The 23846-nt window shown below is 59.3% G+C and carries 30 protein-coding genes and 1 other RNA gene; 20 read left to right on the top strand and 11 right to left on the bottom strand.

What is annotated here, in order from left to right:
• Positions 1-2 precede the first annotated feature (2 nt).
• Complete coding sequence (locus ACR1XU_RS00590; protein ID WP_480906971.1) at positions 3-884, bottom strand: LysR family transcriptional regulator; 882 nt, start codon at positions 882-884, stop codon at positions 3-5.
• Positions 885-1010: 126 nt separating this feature from the next.
• Here ACR1XU_RS00590 and ACR1XU_RS00585 point away from each other — a divergent pair, with 126 nt between their 5' ends.
• From ACR1XU_RS00585 to ACR1XU_RS00575, 3 genes are all read left to right on the top strand, one after another.
• Positions 1011-1229, top strand: a complete 219-nt coding sequence (locus ACR1XU_RS00585) for a DUF1127 domain-containing protein (protein WP_480525652.1) — start codon at positions 1011-1013, stop codon at positions 1227-1229.
• A 172-nt stretch (positions 1230-1401) separates the two neighbouring features.
• Positions 1402-2178 (top strand): Bax inhibitor-1/YccA family protein, encoded by a 777-nt coding sequence (locus ACR1XU_RS00580; RefSeq protein WP_170609877.1) that lies wholly within the window; start codon positions 1402-1404, stop codon positions 2176-2178.
• A 71-nt stretch (positions 2179-2249) separates the two neighbouring features.
• Positions 2250-2729, top strand: coding sequence for an N-acetyltransferase family protein (locus ACR1XU_RS00575; RefSeq protein WP_480906973.1), 480 nt, complete (start codon positions 2250-2252; stop codon positions 2727-2729).
• A 56-nt stretch (positions 2730-2785) separates the two neighbouring features.
• Here ACR1XU_RS00575 and ACR1XU_RS00570 read toward each other — a convergent pair whose 3' ends face one another.
• The 3 genes from ACR1XU_RS00570 to ACR1XU_RS00560 form a co-directional block, all read right to left on the bottom strand.
• Positions 2786-3292, bottom strand: coding sequence for a hypothetical protein (locus tag ACR1XU_RS00570; RefSeq protein WP_480525646.1), 507 nt, complete (start codon positions 3290-3292; stop codon positions 2786-2788).
• Positions 3293-3507: 215 nt separating this feature from the next.
• The gene (gene rpmG / locus ACR1XU_RS00565) at positions 3508-3675 is read right to left on the bottom strand and encodes a 50S ribosomal protein L33 (RefSeq protein ID WP_010441901.1); all 168 of its coding nucleotides are present in this window, start codon (positions 3673-3675) and stop codon (positions 3508-3510) included.
• Between the two features lie 128 nt (positions 3676-3803).
• The gene (locus ACR1XU_RS00560; protein WP_321252040.1) at positions 3804-4508 is read right to left on the bottom strand and encodes a DUF533 domain-containing protein; all 705 of its coding nucleotides are present in this window, start codon (positions 4506-4508) and stop codon (positions 3804-3806) included.
• A 348-nt stretch (positions 4509-4856) separates the two neighbouring features.
• Between ACR1XU_RS00560 and ACR1XU_RS00555 the strand changes: the two genes are divergently transcribed.
• The 3 genes from ACR1XU_RS00555 to ACR1XU_RS00545 all read left to right on the top strand — a co-directional run bounded on the left by ACR1XU_RS00555 (position 4857) and on the right by ACR1XU_RS00545 (position 6745).
• Positions 4857-5492: a DUF1326 domain-containing protein gene (locus ACR1XU_RS00555; protein ID WP_170609870.1), complete on the top strand. Its 636-nt coding sequence runs from the start codon at positions 4857-4859 to the stop codon at positions 5490-5492.
• Positions 5493-5504: 12 nt separating this feature from the next.
• Positions 5505-6347, top strand: a complete 843-nt coding sequence (locus ACR1XU_RS00550; RefSeq protein WP_480906976.1) for a DUF2182 domain-containing protein — start codon at positions 5505-5507, stop codon at positions 6345-6347.
• Positions 6348-6412: 65 nt separating this feature from the next.
• Entirely contained in the window at positions 6413-6745 is a 333-nt protein-coding gene (locus ACR1XU_RS00545) for a GYD domain-containing protein (RefSeq protein ID WP_170609866.1), read from the top strand.
• Between the two features lie 6 nt (positions 6746-6751).
• Here the strand turns inward: ACR1XU_RS00545 and rnpB are convergent.
• The 5 genes from rnpB to gatC all read right to left on the bottom strand — a co-directional run bounded on the left by rnpB (position 6752) and on the right by gatC (position 10453).
• An RNA gene (gene rnpB, locus ACR1XU_RS00540) (RNase P RNA component class A) lies at positions 6752-7143 on the bottom strand.
• A 139-nt stretch (positions 7144-7282) separates the two neighbouring features.
• On the bottom strand, positions 7283-7984 hold the full coding sequence (locus ACR1XU_RS00535) for an N-acetylmuramoyl-L-alanine amidase (protein WP_480811896.1): 702 nt from the start codon (positions 7982-7984) through the stop codon (positions 7283-7285).
• Positions 7935-8636, bottom strand: a complete 702-nt coding sequence (locus tag ACR1XU_RS00530) for a hypothetical protein (RefSeq protein ID WP_170816665.1) — start codon at positions 8634-8636, stop codon at positions 7935-7937. Before ACR1XU_RS00530 ends, ACR1XU_RS00535 begins: the two co-directional genes overlap by 50 nt.
• Before the next feature lie 38 nt (positions 8637-8674).
• Positions 8675-10162: an Asp-tRNA(Asn)/Glu-tRNA(Gln) amidotransferase subunit GatA gene (gene gatA / locus ACR1XU_RS00525; RefSeq protein ID WP_480906978.1), complete on the bottom strand. Its 1488-nt coding sequence runs from the start codon at positions 10160-10162 to the stop codon at positions 8675-8677.
• Positions 10163-10165: 3 nt separating this feature from the next.
• Positions 10166-10453, bottom strand: a complete 288-nt coding sequence (gene gatC / locus ACR1XU_RS00520; protein ID WP_170325838.1) for an Asp-tRNA(Asn)/Glu-tRNA(Gln) amidotransferase subunit GatC — start codon at positions 10451-10453, stop codon at positions 10166-10168.
• 233 nt (positions 10454-10686) lie between these two features.
• On the opposite strand from gatC, the gene ACR1XU_RS00515 reads away from it, so the two are divergent.
• Together ACR1XU_RS00515 and ACR1XU_RS00510 are read left to right on the top strand one after the other, a co-directional pair.
• On the top strand, positions 10687-10845 hold the full coding sequence (locus ACR1XU_RS00515) for a hypothetical protein (protein ID WP_480811898.1): 159 nt from the start codon (positions 10687-10689) through the stop codon (positions 10843-10845).
• Between the two features lie 151 nt (positions 10846-10996).
• Complete coding sequence (locus ACR1XU_RS00510; RefSeq protein ID WP_170609856.1) at positions 10997-11569, top strand: DUF4202 domain-containing protein; 573 nt, start codon at positions 10997-10999, stop codon at positions 11567-11569.
• On the opposite strand, the gene ACR1XU_RS00505 is transcribed toward ACR1XU_RS00510, so the two are convergent.
• Entirely contained in the window at positions 11560-12213 is a 654-nt protein-coding gene (locus ACR1XU_RS00505; protein ID WP_480906980.1) for a ceramidase domain-containing protein, read from the bottom strand. The genes ACR1XU_RS00510 and ACR1XU_RS00505 overlap by 10 nt on opposite strands.
• 57 nt (positions 12214-12270) lie before the next feature.
• Here ACR1XU_RS00505 and ACR1XU_RS00500 point away from each other — a divergent pair, with 57 nt between their 5' ends.
• Both ACR1XU_RS00500 and ACR1XU_RS00495 read left to right on the top strand, forming a co-directional pair.
• Positions 12271-12963 (top strand): metal-dependent hydrolase, encoded by a 693-nt coding sequence (locus ACR1XU_RS00500; protein ID WP_480906982.1) that lies wholly within the window; start codon positions 12271-12273, stop codon positions 12961-12963.
• 7 nt (positions 12964-12970) lie between these two features.
• Positions 12971-13942: an adenylate/guanylate cyclase domain-containing protein gene (locus ACR1XU_RS00495; RefSeq protein ID WP_480915576.1), complete on the top strand. Its 972-nt coding sequence runs from the start codon at positions 12971-12973 to the stop codon at positions 13940-13942.
• A 27-nt stretch (positions 13943-13969) separates the two neighbouring features.
• Here the strand turns inward: ACR1XU_RS00495 and ACR1XU_RS00490 are convergent, their stop codons facing one another.
• Positions 13970-14428 (bottom strand): nucleoside deaminase, encoded by a 459-nt coding sequence (locus ACR1XU_RS00490; protein ID WP_480906986.1) that lies wholly within the window; start codon positions 14426-14428, stop codon positions 13970-13972.
• 62 nt (positions 14429-14490) lie between these two features.
• Between ACR1XU_RS00490 and ACR1XU_RS00485 the strand changes: the two genes are divergently transcribed.
• From ACR1XU_RS00485 to ACR1XU_RS00440, 10 genes are all read left to right on the top strand, one after another.
• Positions 14491-15306 carry a pseudouridine synthase gene (locus tag ACR1XU_RS00485; RefSeq protein WP_480906988.1) on the top strand — a complete coding sequence of 272 codons (816 nt, stop codon included), beginning with the start codon at positions 14491-14493 and terminating at the stop codon, positions 15304-15306.
• 177 nt (positions 15307-15483) lie between these two features.
• Positions 15484-16398: a 5-bromo-4-chloroindolyl phosphate hydrolysis family protein gene (locus tag ACR1XU_RS00480; RefSeq protein ID WP_170682035.1), complete on the top strand. Its 915-nt coding sequence runs from the start codon at positions 15484-15486 to the stop codon at positions 16396-16398.
• A gap of 30 nt (positions 16399-16428) precedes the next feature.
• On the top strand, positions 16429-17619 hold the full coding sequence (locus ACR1XU_RS00475; RefSeq protein WP_480906990.1) for a toxic anion resistance protein: 1191 nt from the start codon (positions 16429-16431) through the stop codon (positions 17617-17619).
• Positions 17594-18589 (top strand): DUF2927 domain-containing protein, encoded by a 996-nt coding sequence (locus ACR1XU_RS00470; protein ID WP_480906992.1) that lies wholly within the window; start codon positions 17594-17596, stop codon positions 18587-18589. Before ACR1XU_RS00475 ends, ACR1XU_RS00470 begins: the two co-directional genes overlap by 26 nt.
• A gap of 22 nt (positions 18590-18611) precedes the next feature.
• Positions 18612-19760 (top strand): SPFH domain-containing protein, encoded by a 1149-nt coding sequence (locus tag ACR1XU_RS00465; protein ID WP_480915575.1) that lies wholly within the window; start codon positions 18612-18614, stop codon positions 19758-19760.
• 4 nt (positions 19761-19764) lie between these two features.
• Positions 19765-20190 carry a hypothetical protein gene (locus ACR1XU_RS00460; RefSeq protein WP_480908674.1) on the top strand — a complete coding sequence of 142 codons (426 nt, stop codon included), beginning with the start codon at positions 19765-19767 and terminating at the stop codon, positions 20188-20190.
• A 56-nt stretch (positions 20191-20246) separates the two neighbouring features.
• Positions 20247-21371, top strand: a complete 1125-nt coding sequence (locus tag ACR1XU_RS00455) for a TFIIB-type zinc finger domain-containing protein (RefSeq protein ID WP_480811908.1) — start codon at positions 20247-20249, stop codon at positions 21369-21371.
• A gap of 82 nt (positions 21372-21453) precedes the next feature.
• A complete protein-coding gene (locus ACR1XU_RS00450; protein ID WP_480908672.1) occupies positions 21454-22122 on the top strand; it encodes a nitroreductase in 669 nt (222 codons plus the stop codon).
• Positions 22123-22161: 39 nt separating this feature from the next.
• Positions 22162-22599, top strand: a complete 438-nt coding sequence (gene dtd / locus ACR1XU_RS00445; protein ID WP_170682042.1) for a D-aminoacyl-tRNA deacylase — start codon at positions 22162-22164, stop codon at positions 22597-22599.
• The gene (locus ACR1XU_RS00440) at positions 22599-23702 is read left to right on the top strand and encodes a glycerate kinase type-2 family protein (protein ID WP_480908671.1); all 1104 of its coding nucleotides are present in this window, start codon (positions 22599-22601) and stop codon (positions 23700-23702) included. The genes dtd and ACR1XU_RS00440 overlap by 1 nt, the downstream gene beginning before the upstream one ends.
• Positions 23703-23846 lie beyond the last annotated feature (144 nt).

Here is a 23846-nt window from a genome sequence, read left to right as displayed (position 1 = left end):
TGTCACCCGACCACGGCCTTCAATGGTGTGCCGCCCACCATGCGGAAATTCTGACGAACCAGCGACGCCAGTTCCTCGATCACCGCGCCGCGACCGGGATCCCCTCCGTAGAGGTTGATCATGTGGGCAGGCAGCTCTGGCAATGCCCCACCCGAGTCGATCTGCTGCAGATGCGCGGCCTCCGTTCCATCCAGCATTGCGTGAACGGCAAGATCGGCGCTGACGGTCGCTTCGATTGTACGGTCGTTTTCTGTTTCGACGGACAGTTCCCAGGGGATACCGGCCGCGTCCAGCGCTGCAATGACCTGGGGCCGGAACAAACAGCGCCGACCAAGCGCCAAAGGCAATGGGCGCTTGCGCCACGCCGACCCGCCAGGGGCCCCTATCCAGCGCAATGGCAACTCGGCCACGGTTTCCGCACCTTCAGCCGCCGAGGCCTCGGTCGTCAGTATCAGATCACATTCACCGCGTTTGTACATGTCCTTGAGTTGCAGCGAATAGGACGAAACCAGCTGTACGCGGACACGCGGAAAATCTGCGTTGAAACGCTGTAGCACGCGCGGGATGGCCGGATAAACAATGTCATGCGGCACGCCCAGCACGACTTCGCCTTCGAAAGCCTGATCGGTGAGTTTCGAGATCACTTCGTCGTTCAGGGCGATCATGCGGCGCGCGTAGGCCAGCAATTGTTCGCCCGACGCCGTCAACGCGATGGTTCTGCCGCTGCGATCCAGTAGCTCAAGGCCCAGAAGCTCCTCCAACCGCTTGAGCTGCATCGAAACCGCAGATTGCGTCAGGTGCAGAAAACCGGCGGCGCGTGTGACGCCGCCCTGATCGGCCACGGCAACGAAGGACCGCAAAGTGGTGATGTCCAAATTTCTCATTTCACGAATCCTGATGGTTCACGTCAAAAACATTCATTTTTAAAATGTGCCACAGTGATCCATATAAATCAAGGAAGTTGATGCAAACCGCATTAATCATCACCGAGCAAGGAAAGGACAACCATTATGACCCAAATTGCAGCATCACACGAGCACGTATGCAAACAGCCATCGAAAGGCTACAGATTGCGGGATCTTCTTGGCCTTGCCCGGCAGCGTCGTGACCTTGCCAAGCTGGATGGCAACGCACTGAAAGACATCGGCGTGACACACACCGAGGCCAGTCGCGAAGCAGCCCGCCCGTTCTGGGATGCTCCCGAAAACTGGCACAAACGCCTGTATTGACCGGCCAAGCATCGCGATCTGGCGGCAACTGAAACAATGCCGTCAGATTTGTCGAGTGTTTTAGCAGGTTTTGGGCGTAAAACTCTTGAAACATGTGCCTCACTCTCCGATATTTGCAGGGAAATCGGTCTGCAACTGCGGGCTGAACCAGAATTGCGAAGGGAGACCCTTAATGGCACAATTTGACACGATCCGGACGGCGACCGGTGCGCGCGCCGCCCAGATTGACGAGGGCCTGCGCGCCCACATGAACAAAGTCTACGGCACCATGTCCGTGGGCATGCTGATCACTTTCCTGGCTGCATGGGCCATCGCCGGCCTTGCGACCACAACTGATCCGTCTGCCGCGGCAGCTCAGCTGAGCGAGACCAAGTATCTGACGTCGCTCGGATACGCACTGTTCGCTTCGCCGCTTAAATGGGTGATCATGTTCGCTCCGCTGGCCTTCATCTTTGGCTTCAGCGCCGGGATCAATCGCCTGTCCGCAGCCGGCGCACAGACGGTGTTCTACCTGTTTGCCGCTGTCATGGGTGTATCGATCAGCTGGATCTTCCTGGTCTTCACCGGCCAGTCGATCATTCAGGTGTTCCTGATCACCGCGATCGCCTTCGCGGGCCTGTCGCTGTATGGTTACACCACCAAAAAAGACCTTTCGGCGATGGGTACGTTCCTGATCATGGGCGTGATCGGCCTGATCGTGGCGTCGATCGTCAACATCTTCATCGCCTCGTCTGCCATGGCTTTCGCCATTTCGGTCATCGGCGTTCTGATCTTTGCCGGTCTGACCGCGTATGACACGCAGAACATCAAGGCCACATACCTGCAGATGGCCCATTCGGGTGATCAGGAATGGCTGGGCAAAGCCGCCATCATGGGCGCGCTGAGCCTGTATCTGGACTTCATCAACATGTTCATGTTCCTGCTCCAGCTGTTTGGCAACCGCGAATAACGCGGCGCACAATCCAATACGAAAGGGCGGGTCCGAAAGACCCGCCCTTTTCTTTTGCGGAAAGAAAACCAATGACGATCCAGGATATCCGGCCAGATCAGGCCCATCTGATTTTACCCCTGCTGCACCAGGTTCATGACCTGCATCTGGAACATCAGCCTGAAAGATACGCAGCGCTGCCGGCGGATGCCGAGCTGGCCGACTACCTGCAATCCCGGCTCATGCAACCCAACCTGTTCGCTGTCGGCTTTTTCGAAAGCGACAAGCTGCTGGGTTACGCCATTTTCGAGATTTCCCGGCGTACCGCGTCACCCTTTCACCCGGTTGATACCCGCGCTGTTCTCCACCAGATCAGCGTCGACAGGGCCGCGCGCCGTCGTGGCATCGGCACCGCGCTGCTGGAAACCGTCAAATCGCGGCTGAGGCAGGTGGGCGGAAGCGTTCTCACGGCCTCGGTCGCCAGTTTCAACGCCCCGTCCCAAGCCCTTATGGCTAATTCCGGGCTGAACCCTTCACTGACCATGATGGAATGGCGCGATCCGATCCCTTGATGAGAAAGCCCCACCGAAAAGGTGGGGCCCAATCAAATTCGTTGTCAGTCCGAGTATCAGCTACAGTTCAGCGGCACCGCAAAACCGGAGCTGCGACTGTCAGACCCTTTCCGGTAAACTTCGCCAGCTGGCAGGCACCCGGTGAACCGTTCCGTGTTGGCGCCAAACGCCGCTCCGGTGGAACTGTCCACTTTTCCACCGTTGCTGGCGGTGCGCAGAACCCCGAAAAGCGTGCCGTTTACGCTGACAGTGCTCAGGTACAGGTTGTTGCCCTGGTTGGACAATTGAACAGCGCTGACATCGGATTGCCCGCCATTGGCAATCGCCACACCGGCGATTTTTGACAATTCAGTCTCATCCGAGACGACCGAAACGGTCGGAATTTTCGCAAGTTCCGCAGGTACATTGGTCGCTGGCGGTGCAAATGCAACTGCGCCTTCGACTTCCGAGACCGTGCGCGGTTCACCATCAATGCCGGTAAAACCAACGCCCTGGCGGTTGAACGGGTCCTCACAGGCCGACAGGCTCAGAACGAGGGTCGAAGATAACAAGATTTTTTTCATGGCGCTCAACGTTTTGTGGCGGTTTGCTCAACCGTAGCGGCAGGTCGCCACGAAAAGCAAGACGCCGGCGATGCGATTGGGCCATATGCTGATGCTCTGCTGCAACGGCCATGGACGTGCATTAGAAAACACAAACGCGCTTGTGAAACGTTGAAAAACAAAAAAAGGGTCCTGCTTCGCAGAACCCTTTAACTGTGTCCGGATGGACAGGCAGATTACTTGATCTTGCCTTCCTTGTACTCGACATGCTTGCGAGCGACCGGGTCGTATTTACGAATGGTCATCTTCTCGGTCATGGTGCGAGCGTTTTTCTTGGTCACGTAGAAGTGGCCCGTGCCCGCGGTCGAGTTCAGACGGATCTTGATTGTCGTCGGCTTCGCCATGGTTATCTCCTGCGTCCGAAAAGGCAGGGGCCTTTCGGTTGAATTCCTATGAGCGTGCGCTTTTACGCGCTGCACAGCCCATGTCAAGGGCTATCGCGCGCATCGAGGCAGCAGAAGGTGGGATGGCCTTATGCAGGAAGTGTCGGTGCCCCCATATAGGTATGAATCTGATTACATTCCGCGTCCGACAGCCCCAATGCGGTTGCCAGCTGACGCAGGTATGACGCCTCACGCGCGTTATCCAGACGAATCGCAGCCAGAGACGTGGCGTATATCTGTGTTTTCAAAGGTCCGCCCGCAGCGGCCGCCAAGCCCATGACATCAATCGGCGCGTTCAGTTGTTCTTGAACGAAGGCTCGCTCCTCATCGCTGATGTCGTCGCCCAACTCTCCCAGAATTGTTTCTTTTTCATGGGTGTCCAGTTCACCATCCGCCTTGGCCGCCTGGATCATCGCCCGCAGCATCAGCTTGGCCTGCTCCTCCATGACGGCGCCACCGGGTGTTCCCCGGAACACGGTATCCATCATGTCCGCCGTTTGCTGGCTGCCCGACCTTGCCGCGCCTTGCATGGCGTTCATCAGACCCCCCAGCCCAGCGGCACCTGCTGGGTTGACCATACCCAGCTTGCCGATCATCTCCTGAAGTCCGGCGGCCCCGCCGGGCATGCCGAACTGCTCGGCCATCTTGCCAAGCTGGTCCATGCCAAATCCGCCCCCCGCACCCTGCATTGCATCCTGCAGGCCGGCCATACCGCCCATCTGCTTGTATTTCTCCAGTCCTTTCGCGGCAGCAAACCCTACGGCCACCGAGGCAAGTGCTTTCATGAAACTCATAATCGTCCTCCCGATTCAAAAATTACTCCTTACCGCACCTACTCAGACGGCCTTGAACCCGGCTTTCGAAATTCTTCGGACAACGGCTGGACTGTTGCGGACTGAAAACTCAGCAGACACAAGACTATACGAAAACGAAAAACCATGTTCGCGCTTGTGCATTTCCATCATTAAATTGGCGCTTTCCCGCACATGCGGAGCTTCAATTGCCCGGATCACGAATTCGTGATACCGTGCCGCCAGTTCAAAGACCCAAGAAGCCATCTAAGCGCTTAACGCTTGAGGCACCGAAAACAGGCGAAACCTCTGTCAGCAGAGTTTTAAGGCATGTTTTTCTGGGGGGCTATCATGACAGAATGGACTATTCAGGGGGAAGAGCTGGCCAATTGTAACTGCAATTTCGGTTGTCCTTGCCAGTTCAGCGTACTTCCCACACATGGGAATTGCGAAGCGGTTGTCGTCTTTGACATTGAAGCTGGCAAATATGGCGATACCGATCTGGCGGGCTTACGCGCTGCCGGCGTCTATTACTGGCCCGGACCGATCCACGAAGGCGGCGGTCAGATGCAGCTTATCATCGACGAAAGCGCCAGTCCCGATCAGCGGGCGGCCCTGCAAGCGATCATGACCGGCGAGGACACCGATGAAATGGCCACCATGTGGTACGTCTACAGCGCCATGGCCCCGCAGAAACACGAAACTCTGTACCTTCCGATCGAGCTGGACTGGGATCGCGAGGAACGCAAGGGGTTCGCGAAAGTCCACGGTATCTTCGACGTCGAGGTCAACCCGATCCCGCATATCGTATCCGGAGCGCCGCACCGCGCATCCATCCAGCTGCCGAACGGGTTCGAGTACCGCCACGCGGAATCCGCCGCAGGTACGACGAGAACATCCGGGGGTGCCATAAGCCTGACATTTGATGCCACCCACGCGCACTTGGCGCATCTCAACATTTCCGGCCACGGTGTTTTGGGCGCTTAACAGGGGCGTCGCATGACACGAAACTCTGACGCACCGCCCGTGGCGGTCGCTGAGCGGTTGCTGAGGCAGGACAGGCTGATCGTTCTGGTCAGTGTCTTGGTGATCGTGCTCGGGGCCTCATGGTACACGATTGCCGGGATAGGCATGAACATGTCGGCCGTCGAAATGACAAGGATGGCCCGGCCAATCGGCGAGCCCATGCAGATGCCGGTCGACCGGCAATGGAGCCTGCCCTACGCGCTGCTCATCTTTTTGATGTGGTGGGTCATGATGATCGCCATGATGACCCCCAGCGCGGCCCCTGTTGTCCTGTTGTTTCTGGCCCTCAAACGTGTCGGGGCTGACAAAGCCAATGCGGCCCGCCTCAGCTTGCTGTTCCTCGCAGGATACCTGATCGCCTGGGGGGGCTTCAGCCTGCTTGCGACACTGGCGCAATGGGGTCTTGAGCATGTCGGCCTGTCTGATGGACCCATGATGACCGTCCGGTCAAAGGCATTTGCAGGCTGTGTCCTGATTGCGGCGGGCCTCTATCAGCTTTCATCGCTCAAATCCGCTTGTCTGCGACATTGCCAAAGCCCCGCCCGGTTTCTTGCCGAACACAATCGGCCCGGCGCATCGGGTGCGTTCAGCATGGGCGTCATTCACGGGACATTTTGTCTGGGCTGCTGCTGGGCCCTGATGCTCTTGCTGTTCGTCGGCGGCATCATGAACCTCTACTGGATTGTCGCCATCGCAATTTACGTTGCGCTGGAAAAACTTCTGCCCCGAGCCCGCTGGCTGATCCCGGCGACGGGCATCGGTTTGATTGCAACAGGTGCCTGGGTGCTGGCAAGCGCGATATCTTCCGGCACCTAGGCTCTCAAACGGCCAGGGAACCGGCCGAATTCAGGGTTCCGTCACATTGATCCCAGGAGGAGAAAATGCCTTTATTCATAACGTACGCCACCTATTCCCAATCCGGCATCAAGGGAATGCTGCAAAAGCCATCAGACCGCACCGCGCCGGTCAAAGCCCTGCTTGACAAGGTGGGCGGCAAGCTGCTGGCATTCTATATGACCACCGGATCGAACGATGTGGTTGTGATCAGTGAGGCACCTGACGGCACCGACGCAGTTGCGGTCGGAATGGCCGTCGGCGCATCGGGCGCCGTCGACAAGATAGAGACGGTCCGCGCGTGGACGGCAGAGGATTTCGTTGCCATCACGGAAAAAGCGGCGGCTCTGACCGGTGCCTACACACCACCCGGAGGATAGGAGGATACGCGCGGAGGGCCTGTAAGCCGGATCTTGTTCCGGGGTTGCCCCCTTCGATGACCATTCCTCTAGGCCGCACATTGCTGAGCGGCTCAAGCTGCCAACCCGGTCCCTCTCGGCCAAGACGCGCTTAGCGGCGGTATCGGCTTGCGCCGACCGGCCCGCGCGGGGACCCTATTTGGCATTGCTCCCGGTGGGGCTTGCCGTGCCGCCGCTGTTGCCAGCGGCGCGGTGGGCTCTTACCCCACCGTTTCATCCTTACCCTGCAAGCAAGGCGGTTTGTTTTCTGTGGCGCTTTCCGTCGGGTTGCCCCGCCCGGGCGTTACCCGGCACCGTTGCCTTGTGGAGTCCGGACTTTCCTCTCGGGCTTGCACCCCAGCGGCCATCCGGCCCTCCGCGCTGACGTTGGGTATGCCTTGGGGGCGGTGGCGTCAAGAGTGGTCAGGGTGCGAAGGGGCCAGCCCCTTCTTGGCCTGCGGCCAATTCAACCCCGGGATATTTTTGGCCAGATGAAGCCCGGACTTGTTCTGGGGAGACTCAGCTGATCGGCGCAAGGTCAGCGGGTGTGAGTGGACCTTTGGCCCAGGGGCGGTATCTGAGCCGAACGGCGGTGAGGAGTGTTTCGTCATCCGTGTCAGCGGTATAGCCCGCCAGGCGGGCCTTGGTGCGGAACTCTTGTGTCAACGCGTTCAGAGGGCATCTTCCCTGCCCTCGCCGCGCCGCAAGCCCCTGACGTTCAAGCCGAGGCCAGTCAAAGCGGGGGCCGGGGTCTGATTTGCGGCCCGGTGCCATGTCGGAATGCCCGATCACGCCTTGCGGCGGGATCGACCAGCGCGTCATGATTTGGGGTAACAGGTGTTCCAGCACATTCATCTGAAGGTGCGAAAAGGGATGAAAGCCTGTATTGTCCAGCTCGACCCCGATCGAGCGCGAGTTGATATCGCTTTGACCGAGCCACTCCCCTGCCCCGGCATGCCATGCGCGGTCTTCCTCGGGCACCAATTGCCAGAGGGTGCCATCATTTCCGATCAGGTAATGTGCGGAGACTTCGGCCTGCGGATCGCACAGACGTTCCAAGGCCGCCTGCGCGCTGTCCATCGCTGTGTAGTGGAGGACAACCAAAGACGGCTTCAACCCGTCGCGGCGCGGTCCGAAATTGGGGGACCGGAGCCAGATCGGCGTCAGGGGATCAGTTGCTGACGGCACTGCGGAACGGGCTTGGGTCCCAGTTGCAAGCATAGCCGTCACCGTCCGGATCAAGCCCCTGACGATCCCGCTGCGGGCCGCCATTTGACAGAAAATCGATCTGTGCCTGATCCGGGGAAGGATATTTCGCGCAGTTGCGCTGCGCCTTGGCCTGCAGGTTGAACCCCGCGCGGCTGTAAAGCTGGGTCCCCACGGGATTCGACGTGTTCAGAGCATATTGAACGATGTTGGGCTGTCCGTCCGACCCGCGCTGCGGTACGGCGGTTGGTGCGACGACCTCGTATGTCTGGCGGTTCTGTTCGATCAGGGCGGCGTCGGATTCGATGCTGCGGCGGTTGGATACGGCCGCAAAATCCTGTTCGTCGGAAATTCCCTGTGCATTGGACACCGGGATCGGAGTGGATGCGCCCTGCGGAGAAGTGCTGGCCAAGGCGGCGGCTGTCTGAGAAGCGATGTCCGCATTGGCCCCGGTCGCCACGGGTGTCACAGCACCCGGAGCGCCAAGCGGTTGTGCGGACACGTCCACCGGGCCAAGCAACGGATTACCGCCCAGCCCCTGCCCGGCCAGTTCAGCCTCGCGTTGCGCCTGGTAATCAGGCGTGTTGAATCCCGTGTTGGCCACTGGTGCCACGTCGGTGCAAGCCGCCACCACGCCGATGGCGGGGATCAGAAGCAAAAAGCGCATGTGACTGCTCCGTGTCTGCTGTTCTGGTTGCCAGAGGCTTACCACCATTTCCCCGGCTTGGCCACGAAACCGGACGCGTTTTCCAGCGCATAGGCGGTGTTGAGCAGATCGCCTTCGTCCCATGGGCGTCCGATCAGTTGCAGGCCAAGGGGCAGACCTTGTGAATCCAGACCCGCAGGCACCGAAATACCGGGTAGACCCGCAAGGTTCACTGTCACTGTGAACACGTCGTTCAAATACATTTGAACAGGGTCGGCTTCGGCCATCTCGCCCAGACCAAAGGCGGCCGACGGTGTCGCCGGTGTCAGAATCGCATCGATTCCGGCGGCAAACGCGTCCTCGAAATCTTTCTTGATCAGGGTCCGAACGCGGCGGGCGCGGTTGTAGTAGGCGTCATAGAAACCGGCTGACAGCACATATGTGCCAATCATGACACGGCGCTGCACCTCATGCCCGAAACCCTCGGCGCGGGTCTTTTCGTACATCTCGGTGATGCCGTCACCCTGCGCCAGTTGCGCGCGGCGGCCATAACGCACACCGTCATAACGCGCGAGGTTCGAGGACGCCTCGGCCGGGGCGATCACGTAATACGTTGGCAGCGCGTATTTGGTATGGGGCAGCGAAATATCGACAATTTCGGCACCCGCTGCTTTCAGCATCTCGGCCCCTTCGGCCCAGAGCTTTTCAATCTCAGCAGGCATACCGTCCATGCGGTATTCTTTCGGGATACCGATTTTTTTACCTTTGATGTCCCCGGTCAGCATCGCCTCGAAATTCGGCACCGCCAGTTCGGCACTTGTCGAGTCCTTGGGATCGTGACCGCACATCGCCTCGAGCATGATCGCGGCATCGCGCACGTTCTTGGTCATCGGACCGGCCTGATCCAGCGAAGAGGCAAAGGCGACGATGCCCCAGCGCGAGCAACGGCCATAGGTCGGCTTGATGCCGGTGATGCCGGTAAAAGCGGCAGGCTGACGGATCGAGCCGCCGGTATCGGTACCGGTTGCCGCTAGGCAAAGGTCGGCAGACACGGCCGAAGCCGACCCACCGGATGAACCGCCTGGTGTCAGTTGCGCGTCGTCATTGCCACGGCGCCAGGGGCTGACCGCGTTGCCATATACAGAGGTTTCGTTACTGCTGCCCATGGCGAACTCGTCCATGTTCAGCTTGCCCAGCATAACCGCGCCCGCATCGGCCAGTTGCTGCGAAACGGTGGATTCGTATTCCGGCTTGAAACCTTCCAGAATCTTCGAGGCCGCCTGCGAGGGCACGCCCTTGGTGCAGAACAAATCCTTGATGCCTATTGGCAAGCCACACATCGACGGTGCGTCGCCGCCGTTGATCCGCTCATCAGCCGCCTTGGCGCGCTCCAGTGCAATCTCGGGCGTCTTGTGGACAAAAGCATTCAAAGCATCTGCTTGATCGATTGCTTTCAGGCAGGCTTCGGTCAGCTCGACTGAGGTCACATCACCCTTGCGCAGCGCGTCTCGGGCTTCGGCCAGGCCCAGTTTGTTCAGATCGCTCATGTCTTACTCCACCACTTTGGGGACTGCGAAAAAGCCTTCGCGGGCGTCGGGGGCATTGGCCAGAACCTTGTCCTGCTGGTTTCCGTCAGTGACCACATCCTCGCGACGTTTCAGGCGCATCGGCTCGACCGAAACCATCGGCTCGACGCCTTCGACATCCACTTCGTTGAGTTGCTCGATGAACCCAAGAATGGTGTTGAACTCGGACGCCAGCGCCGGCAGCGCGTCGTCCTCGACCTTGATCCGGGCCAGTTTGGCCACCTTGGCGGCGGTGCTTTGGTCAATCGACATCGGAAAACCTCATATGCGTTAGGGGGCATTTACCCGTCTGCCGCACCGGTCGCAAGACCAACAGACTCGGCGGATGATCGAAGGTGATCATGGCAGGTCCGAAGCACCCCATTCAATTCTGAATATCTCATATGAAAAAAAGTGAACTACGCAGTTCATTTTGCATCTTGAAAAACTGAACTGCGCTGTTCACTTTCTAACATGTGCAACAGCACAAAAACCGGAGAAAGATCATGAAAACCTTCATCACCGCCTTCGTTTTGTCCGCAACTGCCGCCATTGCACCAGCAATGGCTTCGGGCTTTGATTTCAACCCGTTGACCCGCACCCTGACCTTCCCCGAACCGGTTACCCAGCCGGTCACCAAGGACACCACAATTCGCGGAAACTAAATAGAAGGAAGCGCCGGATCAGATATGACGCGACTGATCCGGCGTTGCTGCAATTGCATGCTGCGGACCCTGCGACAAGCCGCTACCATAGGGCGAAAGGACCCGCCGGGAGATCCGGCAGGCGAAGACTTGCCAGACTATGGAGCCATACATGAGCGCACAAAAACAAGCCGTCCTGGACGCAATCGACGCAGTCAACATACAAGATCCCAACCAGGATGGCGGAGAGCCGGAGGCCCTGCTCTATGGCAAGCGGATGAGCGAGGAGCTTGCGCGGCTGTTCCCCGACGCCTCTGACGCGCTGCAGATTGCGGCACGCGGTCAGCACGTGGAACGCTGGAAACTGGCGCGCAGCGAATACCCCGAAGGGCGGACCGGTTATCTGGCTTGGCGCAAGGCGCAGGGCGTTCACCATGCCGAAGTCGTCATGGGCCTGATGAAAAAGGAAGGCTACGGCACCGATCAGATCGATGCCGCGGGCCGGATGCTGCGCAAGCAAGGCATCAAACGCGATGCCGAAGTTCAGGCCCTGGAAGACGTGATCTGTTTCGTCTTTCTCAAATGGTACTTCCAGCCCTTTGCTGCAAAACATTCGGCCGAGAAGATTCAAAGTATCGTCGAGAAAACGGCCCGAAAGATGTCTGGCGAAGGGCGCGCGCGGGTGTTGCGGGAATTCGACCTGCCCGATCATCTGGCCGATGCTTTTCGCGCCGATCAGACCTGATTTTCGGCCAGGTCCTTTCTGTAGACTTCGATCATCCAACCCAGCATCGTTGCGTTCAACAGATGCCACATAAAGTGTGTGCCCATCGGGAATTGGGCACACAGGGCCGGATCAAGCGCGCGGAACGTGATGGACAGGATCAGCAGTACTGCCCCGGCGGCCATGCCGCGCGCCAGAACAGGTTTTTTTGACCGCAACAATGCAGCATAGATCAGGATCAGCAACGGGACCGGCGCGTAGGCAGCGGACCCGCCAAGACCCGGCACAAACCGAAACAGCGGGATTGTCGCAGCCGCATAAGGGATGAACAGCGCGGTGCCGGCCAGCGCCCATCCCGGAGACATCCGCCAGATGTCGCGGTTTACCGCATAGATGTAGATCAGAATGAACAGAAGGATGGGCGTTGTGTCGGCAATAGCCGCCCAAACCTGTGCATGAGTGTGAAACAGAAAACTGCCCACACCGATCAGGGCGAGCACTGCGACCAGCACCATCGCCAAGGGCATACCCTGCCCTCGTACCCGGCGCCACATTACCCATGCAGCAACCAGGAAGGCCGCATTGGTCAGCGCATTGACCGGTTCGGCCCAATAGGCGGGCGACAGTCGTTCGCAATAGCCATCGATTTCCTGCATCCAGTCCATGGATTTTTACATAGCCGATGCTAGGCTGAGGCCAACAGTCTGAATGGGAGGATTTTCATGAATATCATCTGGTTGGGTCACGGCAGTTTCCGCATCGAAACCGGCGGTCAGGTCTTGCTGATCGATCCCTGGCTGAGCGGTAACCCCGTCCTGCCCGAAACTAAGCATGACGCGGCGGTCGAAGGGGCCACGCATATTCTGCTGACACATACCCATTTCGACCATGTGGTCGATATCCTTCCCTTGGCGAAGCGCCTGGGCGTGCCGGTTGTCGGCCAATACGATCTGATGGGTTTTTGGGGCGAGACTGAAGGCATCGAAACGGTCGGGTTCAACAAAGGCGGCACGGTCGACCTGAACGGTGTCAAGGTTTCGATGGTACCTGCGTCGCACAGTTCAACCTTTTCGACGCCGGAGGGGCTGCGCACCGGCGGAACCGAGGTCGGGTTCATGATCGTCACCGAGGGCAAAACGCTGTATGTCTCTGGTGACACCGATATCATGGCCGACATGGACTGGATGGGCGACTATTACAAACCGGATATCGGCATTCTGTCCGCGGGCGGCTATTTCACCATGGACATGAAAGGCGCGGCTTATGCGTCCAAGCGCTATTTCAATTTTCGGACCGTGATACCCTGCCACTACAAAACCTTCCCGATCCTTGAGCAATCTGCGCAGGATCTGAAAGACGGCCTGCCCGGCGTCGATGTGATCGAGCCTGAAGTGATGCAGGCGATTAAACTATAGGTCCGATGTGAGCGGCGAGGTTTCTCCTTCACCGGAATTGATCGCGGTTGTGCGGCGATGGAACAAGGCCGTGCAAGACAGGGACCGCGCGGTTTTGGAGAACATGCTCTCAACTTCGGAACACCTGCGTTATCAGGGATCGGCGGATGAAGAATCCTGGTCCGGGCAGGTGTTCCGACAGGGTTTCGCCGATCATACGAAAGAAATTCCCGACTATGCCTGGCAGGAACATTCGCTGGAAGCCTTCGAGTGCGGAAACGCCGGTTGGGCGCACTGTGAAGCGACGTTGACCTTTGCCACGAACGGCAAAGCCGCGTTGCACCGATTTACCTTTGTTCTCCATCTGGAAAACGGCGTCTGGAAAATAGTGCAGATGCATGTCTCCAATCCGACCTCTAACATGGAAAAGATCGGGATCGAACATGAGGCCCTGAATGCACTGATCGAAGCGGCACGGCGCGAGTTCACGCAGGAGCAGAGCGAGGGCACCGCCTCGGTCATGTTCACAGACATTGCCGGATCATCCGAAATCACACGGCGACTGGGCGATCAGGAGTGGATCAAAGTCATATCGGATCACTTTGATCTGGCAGAGAAAGTGATCCATGCGCATCAGGGGCGTCTGGTCAAATCGCTCGGAGACGGAACCATGTCGATTTTTTCGTCCGTCCATGACGCGGTTCAGGCGGCCGTCAATTTCCAACGGGAAAACAGGTCGGCAACCGTCGACACCGCGCTTGGCCTTCGGATCGGAATTCACACCGGCGACGTCATCCATAAAGACGAAGATTTCTTTGGGTCCGTCGTCAACAAGGCGGCGCGGGTTACGAACGTCAGCGGGCCATACGAAATTCACGTGACTGACGTGACAAGGCTGCTGGTGGGGAACACCGCCAGATTGAAGTTCAGTGCACCAAAACCAGTTCAGCTAAAAGGGTTCGGCGGGAACCAGACAGTTTATCGTTTGGACTGGACCTAGACCCTTTCAAACTAAGTCAGGGTGAGGTCACTTTCCAGCCCGCTTATCGGCAAAGAACTCAAGCAGCAGGGTTTCGCATTCTTGGGCTGCGATACCATCATAAACATCCGGCCTGTGATGCGTCTGCGGGTGGGTAAAGACCCGTGCGCCATGCGCTACACCGCCCGATTTCGGATCGGCAGCCCCGTAATAAACACGCCGGATGCGCGCAGCGGCCAAAGCGGCTGCGCACATCGCGCACGGCTCCAGCGTGACATAAAGGTCATGATCCGGCAGTCGCTCGGACGCGGCATGGGCGCAGGCAGCGCGCAGGGCCAGAATCTCGGCATGGGCGGTCGGATCATTCAACTCGCGGGTCCGGTTGCCTGCGGTCGCAACAATCCGACCGTCGGGCGCGATGATAACCGCACCGACCGGAACCTCTCCGCGTTCGCCTGCCAATCTGGCCTGTTCCAACGCCGCGCTCATATGCGATCTGAATTCCATATCTCTGACTGCATCAGAAACCTGCCTTTCGCAAGCGGGCAGGATAGGTTATGGCCGGGTCCATGAGCAACACCCCTCCTCCCGGCGACCGGATCGCCAAGGTCCTTGCCCGCGCGGGCGTCGCCTCGCGCCGCGAGGCTGAACGCATGATCGAAGCAGGTCGCGTGGCCGTGAATGGCAAGGTGATCGACAGCCCGGCGCTGAATATCACCTCGAAAGACAGAATTGTGGTCGATGGCAAGCCGGTGTCCGAACCCGAACCCTCGCGCCTTTGGCTGTATCACAAACCTTCTGGGCTGGTGACAACCACACGCGACGAAAAGGGCCGCGCGACGATTTTTGACAAACTGCCCGAGGACATGCCCCGGGTCATGAGCGTCGGGCGGCTTGACCTCAATTCCGAGGGGTTGCTGCTGTTGACGAATGACGGTGGCATCAAGCGCAAGCTGGAACTGCCTTCGACCGGCTGGCTACGCAAATACCGCGTCCGGGTGAACGGCCGGCCGAAAGATGAAGACTTCGAGCCGCTGCGCAAGGGGCTGGTGATCGACGGGGAACGGTTTCAGCCGATGACCGTTTCCCTGGACCGCCAACAAGGGGCGAACGCCTGGCTGACGATCGGCCTGCGCGAAGGCAAGAACCGCGAGATTCGCCGTGCAATCGAGGATATCGGGTATGCGGTGAACCGCCTGCTCCGGGTCTCGTATGGACCATTCCAGTTGGGTGACTTGAAGCCCGGCGAGGTCGAGGAAGTGCGCCGCCGCGTGATGCGGGATCAGCTGGGGCTGGAAGGCGGCGAAAAACCCGATGGCACCGCTAAACGGACCACGCGCCCACAACGAAAACGTCCCCCGGTCGGCAAGAAAACTCGCAAGTGACGCCAGTCACACAACCTTCCCCCTAGCGCCAAGCCCGCGCATACACTAAATTTTCTGTGAACGCGGAAGTCCTTGGGGGTGCCATGTCCGGAAGCGGAGTGCAAAAACTGGCCTACGCGGCACTGCTGGTGCTGTTGTTTGGAGTATGCACCGGCCTGCTGGGAGGGCTATAGGCGCATGGCCAAAAAGTACGGCGGAAAATACAGCCCCCAGGGTGATACGACACCATCGGATCAGCCCAAGCGCGGACAATTTGACAGTGCGCGGGTCGAACCTGCGGGCGCGCGGGCGAATGTTCTTTTCATTCCGGCAATCCCCCTGGTGTTCCTGTCTCTGAACGACGGTGCCATCGGCATGACCATGGGTCTTGTGGCTGCCGGTTTGCTGACGGCGGCTGCGTTTCTGCTGCGCGAAGGCCTGCGCGCCGAAGGGGCCTACAACGCCCGTCGCACAGCCCGCCGCCCCGCTTTTCCACGCAAGATTTTCGCCAGCATTCTGACCGGGTTGGGTGTGGCGCTTGCCTCGTACCGGACCGAGTATCTGGATGCCGAGGCGGTTTCGCAGGTCAGTCTGTTAGCGCCTGTTCTGTTTGGCGCAGCGGCGGCGGTTCTGCACTCGGTCTCGTTTGGCCTTGATCCGATGAAAGACAAGGGCATGGAAGGTATAGACACCTTTCAACAGGATCGCGTCGCACGTGTAGTGGAAGACGCCGAAGCCCATCTGTCCGAAATGACCGACGCAATCAAGCGCGCCGGGGACCGTACCGTCGAAGCCCGGGTTGAACGCTTTCAGGACACCGCGCGCGATCTGTTTCGCACAGTCGAGGAAGACCCGCGCGATCTGGCCGGTGCCCGCAAATACCTGACAGTTTATCTGCAAGGTGCCCGCGATGCGACGATCAAGTTTGCAGATGTCTATGCGCGCACCCGCGATGCGCAGGCCTTGTCAGATTATTCATCGTTGCTGGATGATCTGGAACAGAATTTCGCCGCGCGCACCCGCAAGATGCTATTGGATGACCGAAGTGATCTGACAGTTGAAATTGAAGTGCTGCGCGAAAGGCTGCAGCGCGAAGGCGTCCGGTTGGACTGACCGGCCATTATTTGAGCGAGGAATATCCCCATGTCCGATGAGATCAAGAAAAAGGCCGTTGAAGCTGAAACGATTGTTCAGGAAGTGACTGCCGTGGCCCTGCCCGAACCCAAGGCCGATATTGTTCCGCTGGAAGAGGCCGATGAACCTGTCGGCGCGGAAATTCGCAAACGGATGGAAGAGATCGACATGGGCAATACCAATTCGATCGTGTCCTTTGGTTCGTCGGCACAGGCCGAGTTGCAAGAGATCAGCCAGGCCATGCTTGCGGACGTACGTAACAAGGATGTTGGCACCGCTGGCGACAGCCTGCGCGATATCGTGACCACGATCCGCGGGTTCTCGGTCAGTGAGCTGGACGTACGCCGCGAACGTAGCTGGTGGGAGAAATTGCTGGGTAAAGCCGCGCCCTTTGCCAAATTCACAGCGCAGTTCGAAGATGTGCAAGGCCAGATCGACAAGATTACCGACGATCTTCTGGGGCATGAACACACCCTGCTCAAGGACATCAAGTCGCTGGATTTGCTATACGAAAAGACGCTGGGCTTTTATGACGAACTGGCGCTTTACATCGCGGCGGGCGAGGAAAAGCTGACCGAACTGGACAGCCACGACATCCCGGAAAAAGAGGCCGAGGTTCAGGCCGCCGCTGAGGGCGAACAGGTAATGGAAGCGCAGGAGCTGCGCGATCTGCGCGCCGCGCGCGATGATCTGGAACGCCGCGTTCACGACCTGAAGCTGACCCGGCAGGTGACAATGCAATCGCTGCCGTCGATCCGTCTGGTTCAGGAAAATGACAAGTCGCTGGTGACCAAGATCAACTCGACCTTGGTCAACACAGTCCCGCTGTGGGAGACGCAGCTTGCGCAGGCCGTCACGATCCAGCGCAGCGCCGAGGCTGCCTCGGCCGTGCGCGAAGCCAACGACCTGACCAACGAATTGCTGACCTCGAACGCGGCCAATCTGCGCCAGTCCAACAAGATGATCCGCGAGGAAATGGAACGCGGTGTCTTTGACATTGAGGCCGTCAAAAAGGCCAATGCAGACCTGATCGGCACGATCAACGAAAGCCTTGCCATCGCCGATGAGGGCAAAGCCAAACGCGCTGCCGCCGAAGAAGAGCTGAAAAAGATGGAGGCTGAACTGCGTGACACTCTGGCGGCGGCCAAAGCCCGAAAGGATGGCATTGGCGACAATGCCGGAACCGCTGTATCGGGCTGAGGCGGGTCGGGGCGTGCGTCCGTTGAAATGTCTCAAGGTCCTGCTGGGACTGGTTTCGCTGTTGGCTCTGGCCAATTGCGACGAAGCGCTGACGACCTCACTTGTTCCCGAGGCTCGCCCGGCTGAACCGGCGCCGCATCCCAATGCCTATGTTCCCCCGTCTGCGGCCAGTCAGGATCTGGCGCGTTTCTATCAGCGGGTCGAGCGCGATCTGCTGACACGCGGATTGCTTCGTGTGGACGGTGGCGGCCCGGATACGCCCTATGATGCCGACGATCTGGCTCGCAATTTCGAAGCCATCGCGTTTTACAGCGAATACCCTGATCACGCCGTGGCGATTGGTTCAGGACAGACCGATGGGCAGCTCAGTCGCTGGTCGGGGCCGGTGCGCATCCAGACCGAGTTCGGGCCGTCAGTTCTGCCCGAAACACGCAAGCGGGATTCGGAACTTGTCCAAGGCTACACCGAACGTCTGGCGAAACTGACGGGGCACCCTGTCTCGGTCGTCAGTCGCAAGGCCAATTTTCACGTCTTCTTTGCCGGCAAAGACGACAGCGCCTACGTCGTCGCCCGCGTGAAGCAGCTGATACCGAATATTAGTCAGGCCTCGCTGGATCTGATCGCCAATCCCCGCGCGAGCTTCGACTGTTTCGTGCTGGCCTCGGCCACAAGAACATCACCGTACAAATACGTACGTGCTGTCACGCTTATCCGGTCCGAATTGCCTGATCTGGTGCGGCGCAGCTGCATTCACGAGGAAATCGCCCAAGGCCTGGGTCTGTCCAACGACAGCCCCACAGCGCGACCGTCGATTTTCAACGACGATGACGAGTTTGCGCTTCTGACCAGCCATGACGAGAAATTGCTGACTATTCTATACGATCCGCGTCTGCAGCCTGGCGTGTCTGTTGAAGATGCCAGGCCGGTGGTGCGTATCATTTCACGCGAGTTGATGGGTCAGTCGCTCTGACCTCAAGGACAGGAGAACCCAGATGGGAATTTTCGATTTTCTGACCGGCGAATTCATTGACGTCATTCATTGGGTGGATGACACCCGGGATACGATGGTCTGGCGGTTCGAACGCGAAGGACACGAGATCAAGTATGGCGCCAAGCTGACGGTGCGCGAGGGACAGGCAGCGGTTTTTGTGCACGAGGGGCAACTGGCGGATGTGTTCACGCCGGGCCTTTACATGCTTGAGACCAACAACATGCCGATCCTGACGACGCTACAGCATTGGGATCATGGCTTTCAGTCTCCGTTCAAATCCGAGATCTATTTCGTCAACACGACCCGGTTCAATGACCTGAAATGGGGCACCAAGAACCCGATCATGTTGCGCGATCCCGAATTTGGCCCGACCCGGATCAGGGCCTATGGAACCTACACGATCCGCGTGAAGGACCCCGCGAAGTTCCTGGTCGAAATCGTCGGAACCGATGGCGAATTCACCATGGACGAAATCAGCTTTCAGATCCGCAACATCATCGTGCAGGAGTTCAGCCGGGTGATCGCCGGGTCGGGCATTCCGGTTCTGGACATGGCGGCCAATACCGCCGATCTGGGCAAGCTGATCGCGGCAGAGGTATCGCCGGTGCTGGATGGCTACGGGCTGGAAATGCCCGAGTTCTATATCGAAAACATCTCGCTGCCTCCGGCGGTCGAGGCTGCGCTGGACAAGCGGACATCGATGGGGCTGGCGGGAGATCTCGGCAAGTTCACCCAGTATTCCGCAGCCGAAGCAATGACGGCCGCGGCCAGCAACCCCGGTCAGGGAGGCGGTATGGGCGCGGGTCTTGGCATGGGAATGGGCATGGCGATGGCGCAGCAGATGTCGAACATGGCAGCGGGTCAGCCGAGCGGCCCCTGGGGCGCGTCCGCCCCCGCTGCTCCGCAACCGACGGCGCGTGTGGTACCGCCGCCCCCGCCGCCCGTGGAACATGTCTGGCACATCGCGGTGGACGGACAGGTCAGTGGACCGTTTTCCAAAGCCAAAATGGGCCGCATGGCCACGGATGGCGAAATCACCCGCGACACGCATGTCTGGACGGCCGGACAGGACGGCTGGAAAAAGGCCGGTGATGTGCAGGAACTGGCGCAACTTTTCACCATTCTCCCGCCGCCGCCGCCAGGTGCGTGACCCGATGGGAAGGTCTGTTGCGCCAGTCTTCATCGCCGTCGCTTTGCTGAGCGGATGTGCGGGACCGGGCCGCGAACCGGCCACGCCCTCTCTTCCTCCGCTCGCGGTGGACGCCGCGCGGCAGAGTTTTTTCAAGGCTCATCCAGGGGCTGCCGCCGATTTGCTCGATACCAAAGGCGACGGTTTCCGGATATTCCAGAATGGCCGGGCCGAATACCGGTCATTTGGGGCGCTATCCGATCTTCGCACGTCCACCTATGTGTCGGAGATGTCAGGCAACCGGATATGTCTGGCTGCGGCTGATCATTGGTCAGGCGCGTGCCTTGACCTATTCGGCAATCCCGAAGGCACAATTCTGGTGCAGGTCGAGTTTGGCAATGGCGCCAGACGCAGCTACCAAACGCAGGTCGTTCCGGCATCTGATTTCTAGGACCATTTGGAAAGCAACTGAACACGCGCCTGTAAGAGACAGTAAACCCTGGTGAAATGGCAATGACCGATCCTGAGCAACTCACTGTTACACAAACAGACGAACACCGCTTTCCATGCAATCAGTGTGGCGCTGATTACCGGTTCAACCCCGGCGACGGCACGTTGACCTGCGATCACTGTGGGCACTCGGTGTCGATTGGTGCGGGTCCGTGGGGCGGTGCAAGCCTGCGTGAGTTGGATTTTGACGCGGCAGTTGCAGATCGACTGCCAGACAGCGAGATTGAGGAAACCCGAGTTCTGTCCTGCCCGAACTGTGCCGCACAGGTCGAATTCGACCCCGCCACGCACGCGGCGGAATGCCCGTTCTGCGCCACGCCAGTAGTCACGGATTCGGGCGTGAACCGTCACATCAAACCCAAAGGGGTATTGCCGTTTGCGCTGGATGAACGTTCGGCCCACAAGGCCATGGGTGATTGGCTCGGCCGACTGTGGTTCGCCCCGAATGGCCTGAAAGAATACGCCCGCAAGGGGCGGAAGATGCAGGGTATCTACGTGCCCTACTGGACGTTCGATGCCGATACCAAATCCCGATATCGCGGTGAGCGGGGTGTGATCTACTATGAAACCATAACGGTCATGCGCGATGGGAAGCGGGTTCAGCAACAGGTCGCAAAGGTGCGCTGGTCGCCCAAATCGGGCCGCGTGGCGCGGTTTTTTGATGATGTTCTTGTGCTCGCCTCTCGCTCATTGCCGAAACGTTACACCGATGCACTGGAGCCCTGGGACCTGCCAGCGCTCGAGCCTTATCAGCCCGAGTACCTGGCAGGCTTTCGGGCCGAAGCCTATACGGTCGAGTTGAAGGACGGGTATGCCGAGGCACGGGCGCATATGGCGCGCGTCATAGAACGGGATGTACGCTTTGACATCGGGGGCGACCGTCAGCGCGTGCATGCGGTCGAAACCGATGTGCGGGATGTTACCTTCAAACATATCCTGCTGCCGGTTTGGATGGCGGCCTACAAATACCGCGGTCAGACCTATCGATTCGTAGTGAACGGGCGAACCGGCCGGGTTCAGGGGGAACGGCCCTGGTCAGCCATCAAGATCACAATCGCTGTGGTGCTTGGACTTCTGGTCGCGGCCGGGGTTGGTTACCTGGCGGCGACGGGCCAGCAATAGACTTACAATCCGTCGTCCGGACCCTTGATCTTCGCCCAACCCGCAGCCATCCTGCGCGGCGTTGGGGCGAAGGAGATATCGGGTGACGCTATCGGCATTGAACGGCTTGCTGGAGGATCGACACTCCTGCCGCGCCTTTTTGTCAGATCCGGTACCGCGGGGTGATATCCGGAAAATCCTGACCAGCGCGTCCCGGGTGCCAAGTTGGTGTAATGCACAGCCCTGGCAGGTCGTTATCACCAGCGGCGCGGAAACCGAGCGGTTCCGGCAGGCCATGATGCATGAAGCCGCGACCGGCACCCCTGCCCCGGATCTGCCCTTTCCCAGCTCATATTCAGGAACCTATCAGGAACGCCGCCGTGCCTGCGGATGGGCATTGTACGAATCGGTCGGGATCGAGCGCGGCGACCGCGCGGCGTCGGCGCGGCAAATGAGCGAGAATTTTGCCCTTTTCGGTGCGCCCCATTGCGCCATTATTTCCAGCCCGGTCGAGCTAGGCCCTTACGGTGCGATGGATTGCGGTGGTTTTGTCACGGCGTTTACGCTGGCGGCGCAGGCTCTGGGCGTGGCCACCATTCCCCAGGCGGCGCTGGCCGCTTACAGCCCGTTTCTGCACCGGTTTTTTCAGATCCCGGATGATCGCCTGATCCTGTGTGCGATATCTTTCGGGTACCCGGACAGGGACCACCCTGCAAACGGTTTCCGAACAAACCGCGCAGGCGTGGATGAAATCGTGGACTGGCGGGGCTGACGCCGGTGTTCCTGAAAAGAATGGACTAGGAGAGAAGACATGCGGGCCCTTCTGCAACGCGTGACGCGCGCATCCGTATCGGTCGGCGGAACAGTGATCGGTCAGTCCGGCACCGGTCTGCTGATCCTTGTCTGTGCTATGCGGGGTGACGACGAACAGCAGGCGGACAAGCTGGCGCAGAAGATTGCCAAAATGCGTATCTTTCAGGACGACGCCGGAAAGATGAACCGGTCGCTGCTGGATATCGGCGGATCGGCCCTCGTGGTCAGTCAGTTCACACTGGCCGCCGATACGTCTCGCGGCACCCGACCAGGATTTTCTGAGGCTGCGCCTCCGGAACAGGGCAAACAGCTTTATGAAACGTTTGCAGACAAACTGGCGGCTCAGGGTGTTGCCGTCGAAACAGGAGAATTCGGCGCGACAATGGCCGTCGAACTGGTCAACGATGGACCGGTCACAATCTGGGTGGAAAACTGATGTCCCAAGCGGAAAAAGCACAGCGGATCTGGCAGGCCGGCGTTTCGGCGGTGGATGGATACACGTCTGTTAGACAGGCGTTGAGCGATATCCCGACGCCCGATCGCATCCTTGCCGTGGGCAAACCGGCAGCGGCCATGGCGCGGGCGGCGCTGGAGCATTTTGGTGCATTGCCGACACTTGTCGTAACCAAGGACGATCACGGCCGCGACCTGCCTCCGCATGTTGAGGTGATCGAGGCCTCGCACCCTGTTCCAGACCACCGCAGTCTTGCGGGCGGCAAAGCCCTGCGTGAAGCCGTCGAGAACATGGCCGACGGATCACATCTTCTGTTGTTGGTGTCCGGCGGCGCCTCGTCGCTGGCCGAGGATCTGGTGCCGGGCAAAACTCTGTCCGATCTGGAACAGTTGAACAAAAGACTGTTGTCCGAGGGGCTGGATATTACCGCCATGAACGCCGAACGGCGCAAGCTGTCGCGGATCAAGGGCGGCGGTCTGTTGACTGGTTTTTCGGGCGCGCGCGTGACCGTTCTGGCCATATCCGATGTGCCCGGTGATGACATCAACGTCATCGGTTCGGGCATCGGCGCACCGCCCGATGATCACGCCTACCAGGCCACGGCCCGGATCGTGGCGTCGAATGCACATGCGCGGGGCGCAGCAGCCGAATTGGCGGCGGACGCCGGATACACGGTGCTGGCCAACGAGGAGTGTCTGCACGACGACTATCTGGAAATTGCCCGGACGCTGGGGCCGCGATTGCGGTCCATGCCGACGGGCACCATGATTTTTGGTGGTGAACCAACGGTTGTACTACCGCAAAACCCTGGCCGCGGGGGGCGGAATCAGGCGCTCGCGCTGGCTCTGGCACGGGAAATCGCCGGGACCGAGGGGCTGACACTGGTGGTCGGCGGGACCGACGGGACCGATGGACCCACACTGGCTGCGGGTGCAATTATCGACGGATCAACCTGGGGCGAGGGCGCAGAGAAGGCATTGCAACGGGCCGACAGCGGAAGCTTTCTGGACAAAGCAAGCGCATTGCTGATCACCGGCCCAACCGGAACGAACGTTATGGACCTGCTTGTCGTTGTGCGCGCGTGAACGGGAATGATCTGGTCCCGAAGTCGCACGGTGTTGGTCGTTTTGGACAAAGATCGGTCCGCAAAACCAACAAAAACTGACGTATTTTGCGCCCGCACATCGACAGTTATCAAACCTTTCGTGAAGAAAGTTTCACTGATGAGA

The sequence above is a fragment of the Ruegeria sp. D1(2025) genome (genome assembly GCF_056536425.1).
This window is presented reverse-complemented; position numbering and strand designations above follow the sequence as displayed.

Bases quoted from the DNA above. Each gene is read 5' to 3' on its own strand.
- rpmG (WP_010441901.1), bottom strand. From the start codon at position 3,675: ATGGCGAAGCCGACGACAATCAAGATCCGTCTGAACTCGACCGCGGGC.
- ACR1XU_RS00585 (WP_480525652.1), top strand. From the start codon at position 1,011: ATGACCCAAATTGCAGCATCACACGAGCACGTATGCAAACAGCCATCG.
- ACR1XU_RS00515 (WP_480811898.1), top strand. From the start codon at position 10,687: ATGAAAACCTTCATCACCGCCTTCGTTTTGTCCGCAACTGCCGCCATT.
- ACR1XU_RS00560 (WP_321252040.1), bottom strand. From the start codon at position 4,508: ATGAGTTTCATGAAAGCACTTGCCTCGGTGGCCGTAGGGTTTGCTGCC.
- ACR1XU_RS00500 (WP_480906982.1), top strand. From the start codon at position 12,271: ATGAATATCATCTGGTTGGGTCACGGCAGTTTCCGCATCGAAACCGGC.
- gatC (WP_170325838.1), bottom strand. From the start codon at position 10,453: ATGTCGATTGACCAAAGCACCGCCGCCAAGGTGGCCAAACTGGCCCGG.
- dtd (WP_170682042.1), top strand. From the start codon at position 22,162: ATGCGGGCCCTTCTGCAACGCGTGACGCGCGCATCCGTATCGGTCGGC.
- ACR1XU_RS00555 (WP_170609870.1), top strand. From the start codon at position 4,857: ATGACAGAATGGACTATTCAGGGGGAAGAGCTGGCCAATTGTAACTGC.
- ACR1XU_RS00480 (WP_170682035.1), top strand. From the start codon at position 15,484: ATGGCCAAAAAGTACGGCGGAAAATACAGCCCCCAGGGTGATACGACA.
- ACR1XU_RS00580 (WP_170609877.1), top strand. From the start codon at position 1,402: ATGGCACAATTTGACACGATCCGGACGGCGACCGGTGCGCGCGCCGCC.
- ACR1XU_RS00545 (WP_170609866.1), top strand. From the start codon at position 6,413: ATGCCTTTATTCATAACGTACGCCACCTATTCCCAATCCGGCATCAAG.
- ACR1XU_RS00535 (WP_480811896.1), bottom strand. From the start codon at position 7,984: ATGCTTGCAACTGGGACCCAAGCCCGTTCCGCAGTGCCGTCAGCAACT.
- ACR1XU_RS00570 (WP_480525646.1), bottom strand. From the start codon at position 3,292: ATGAAAAAAATCTTGTTATCTTCGACCCTCGTTCTGAGCCTGTCGGCC.
- ACR1XU_RS00550 (WP_480906976.1), top strand. From the start codon at position 5,505: ATGACACGAAACTCTGACGCACCGCCCGTGGCGGTCGCTGAGCGGTTG.
- ACR1XU_RS00470 (WP_480906992.1), top strand. From the start codon at position 17,594: ATGCCGGAACCGCTGTATCGGGCTGAGGCGGGTCGGGGCGTGCGTCCG.
- ACR1XU_RS00475 (WP_480906990.1), top strand. From the start codon at position 16,429: ATGTCCGATGAGATCAAGAAAAAGGCCGTTGAAGCTGAAACGATTGTT.
- ACR1XU_RS00575 (WP_480906973.1), top strand. From the start codon at position 2,250: ATGACGATCCAGGATATCCGGCCAGATCAGGCCCATCTGATTTTACCC.
- ACR1XU_RS00455 (WP_480811908.1), top strand. From the start codon at position 20,247: ATGGCAATGACCGATCCTGAGCAACTCACTGTTACACAAACAGACGAA.
- ACR1XU_RS00510 (WP_170609856.1), top strand. From the start codon at position 10,997: ATGAGCGCACAAAAACAAGCCGTCCTGGACGCAATCGACGCAGTCAAC.
- ACR1XU_RS00465 (WP_480915575.1), top strand. From the start codon at position 18,612: ATGGGAATTTTCGATTTTCTGACCGGCGAATTCATTGACGTCATTCAT.
- ACR1XU_RS00440 (WP_480908671.1), top strand. From the start codon at position 22,599: ATGTCCCAAGCGGAAAAAGCACAGCGGATCTGGCAGGCCGGCGTTTCG.
- gatA (WP_480906978.1), bottom strand. From the start codon at position 10,162: ATGAGCGATCTGAACAAACTGGGCCTGGCCGAAGCCCGAGACGCGCTG.
- ACR1XU_RS00460 (WP_480908674.1), top strand. From the start codon at position 19,765: ATGGGAAGGTCTGTTGCGCCAGTCTTCATCGCCGTCGCTTTGCTGAGC.
- ACR1XU_RS00485 (WP_480906988.1), top strand. From the start codon at position 14,491: ATGAGCAACACCCCTCCTCCCGGCGACCGGATCGCCAAGGTCCTTGCC.
- ACR1XU_RS00490 (WP_480906986.1), bottom strand. From the start codon at position 14,428: ATGGAATTCAGATCGCATATGAGCGCGGCGTTGGAACAGGCCAGATTG.
- ACR1XU_RS00590 (WP_480906971.1), bottom strand. From the start codon at position 884: ATGAGAAATTTGGACATCACCACTTTGCGGTCCTTCGTTGCCGTGGCC.
- ACR1XU_RS00530 (WP_170816665.1), bottom strand. From the start codon at position 8,636: ATGCGCTTTTTGCTTCTGATCCCCGCCATCGGCGTGGTGGCGGCTTGC.
- ACR1XU_RS00505 (WP_480906980.1), bottom strand. From the start codon at position 12,213: ATGGACTGGATGCAGGAAATCGATGGCTATTGCGAACGACTGTCGCCC.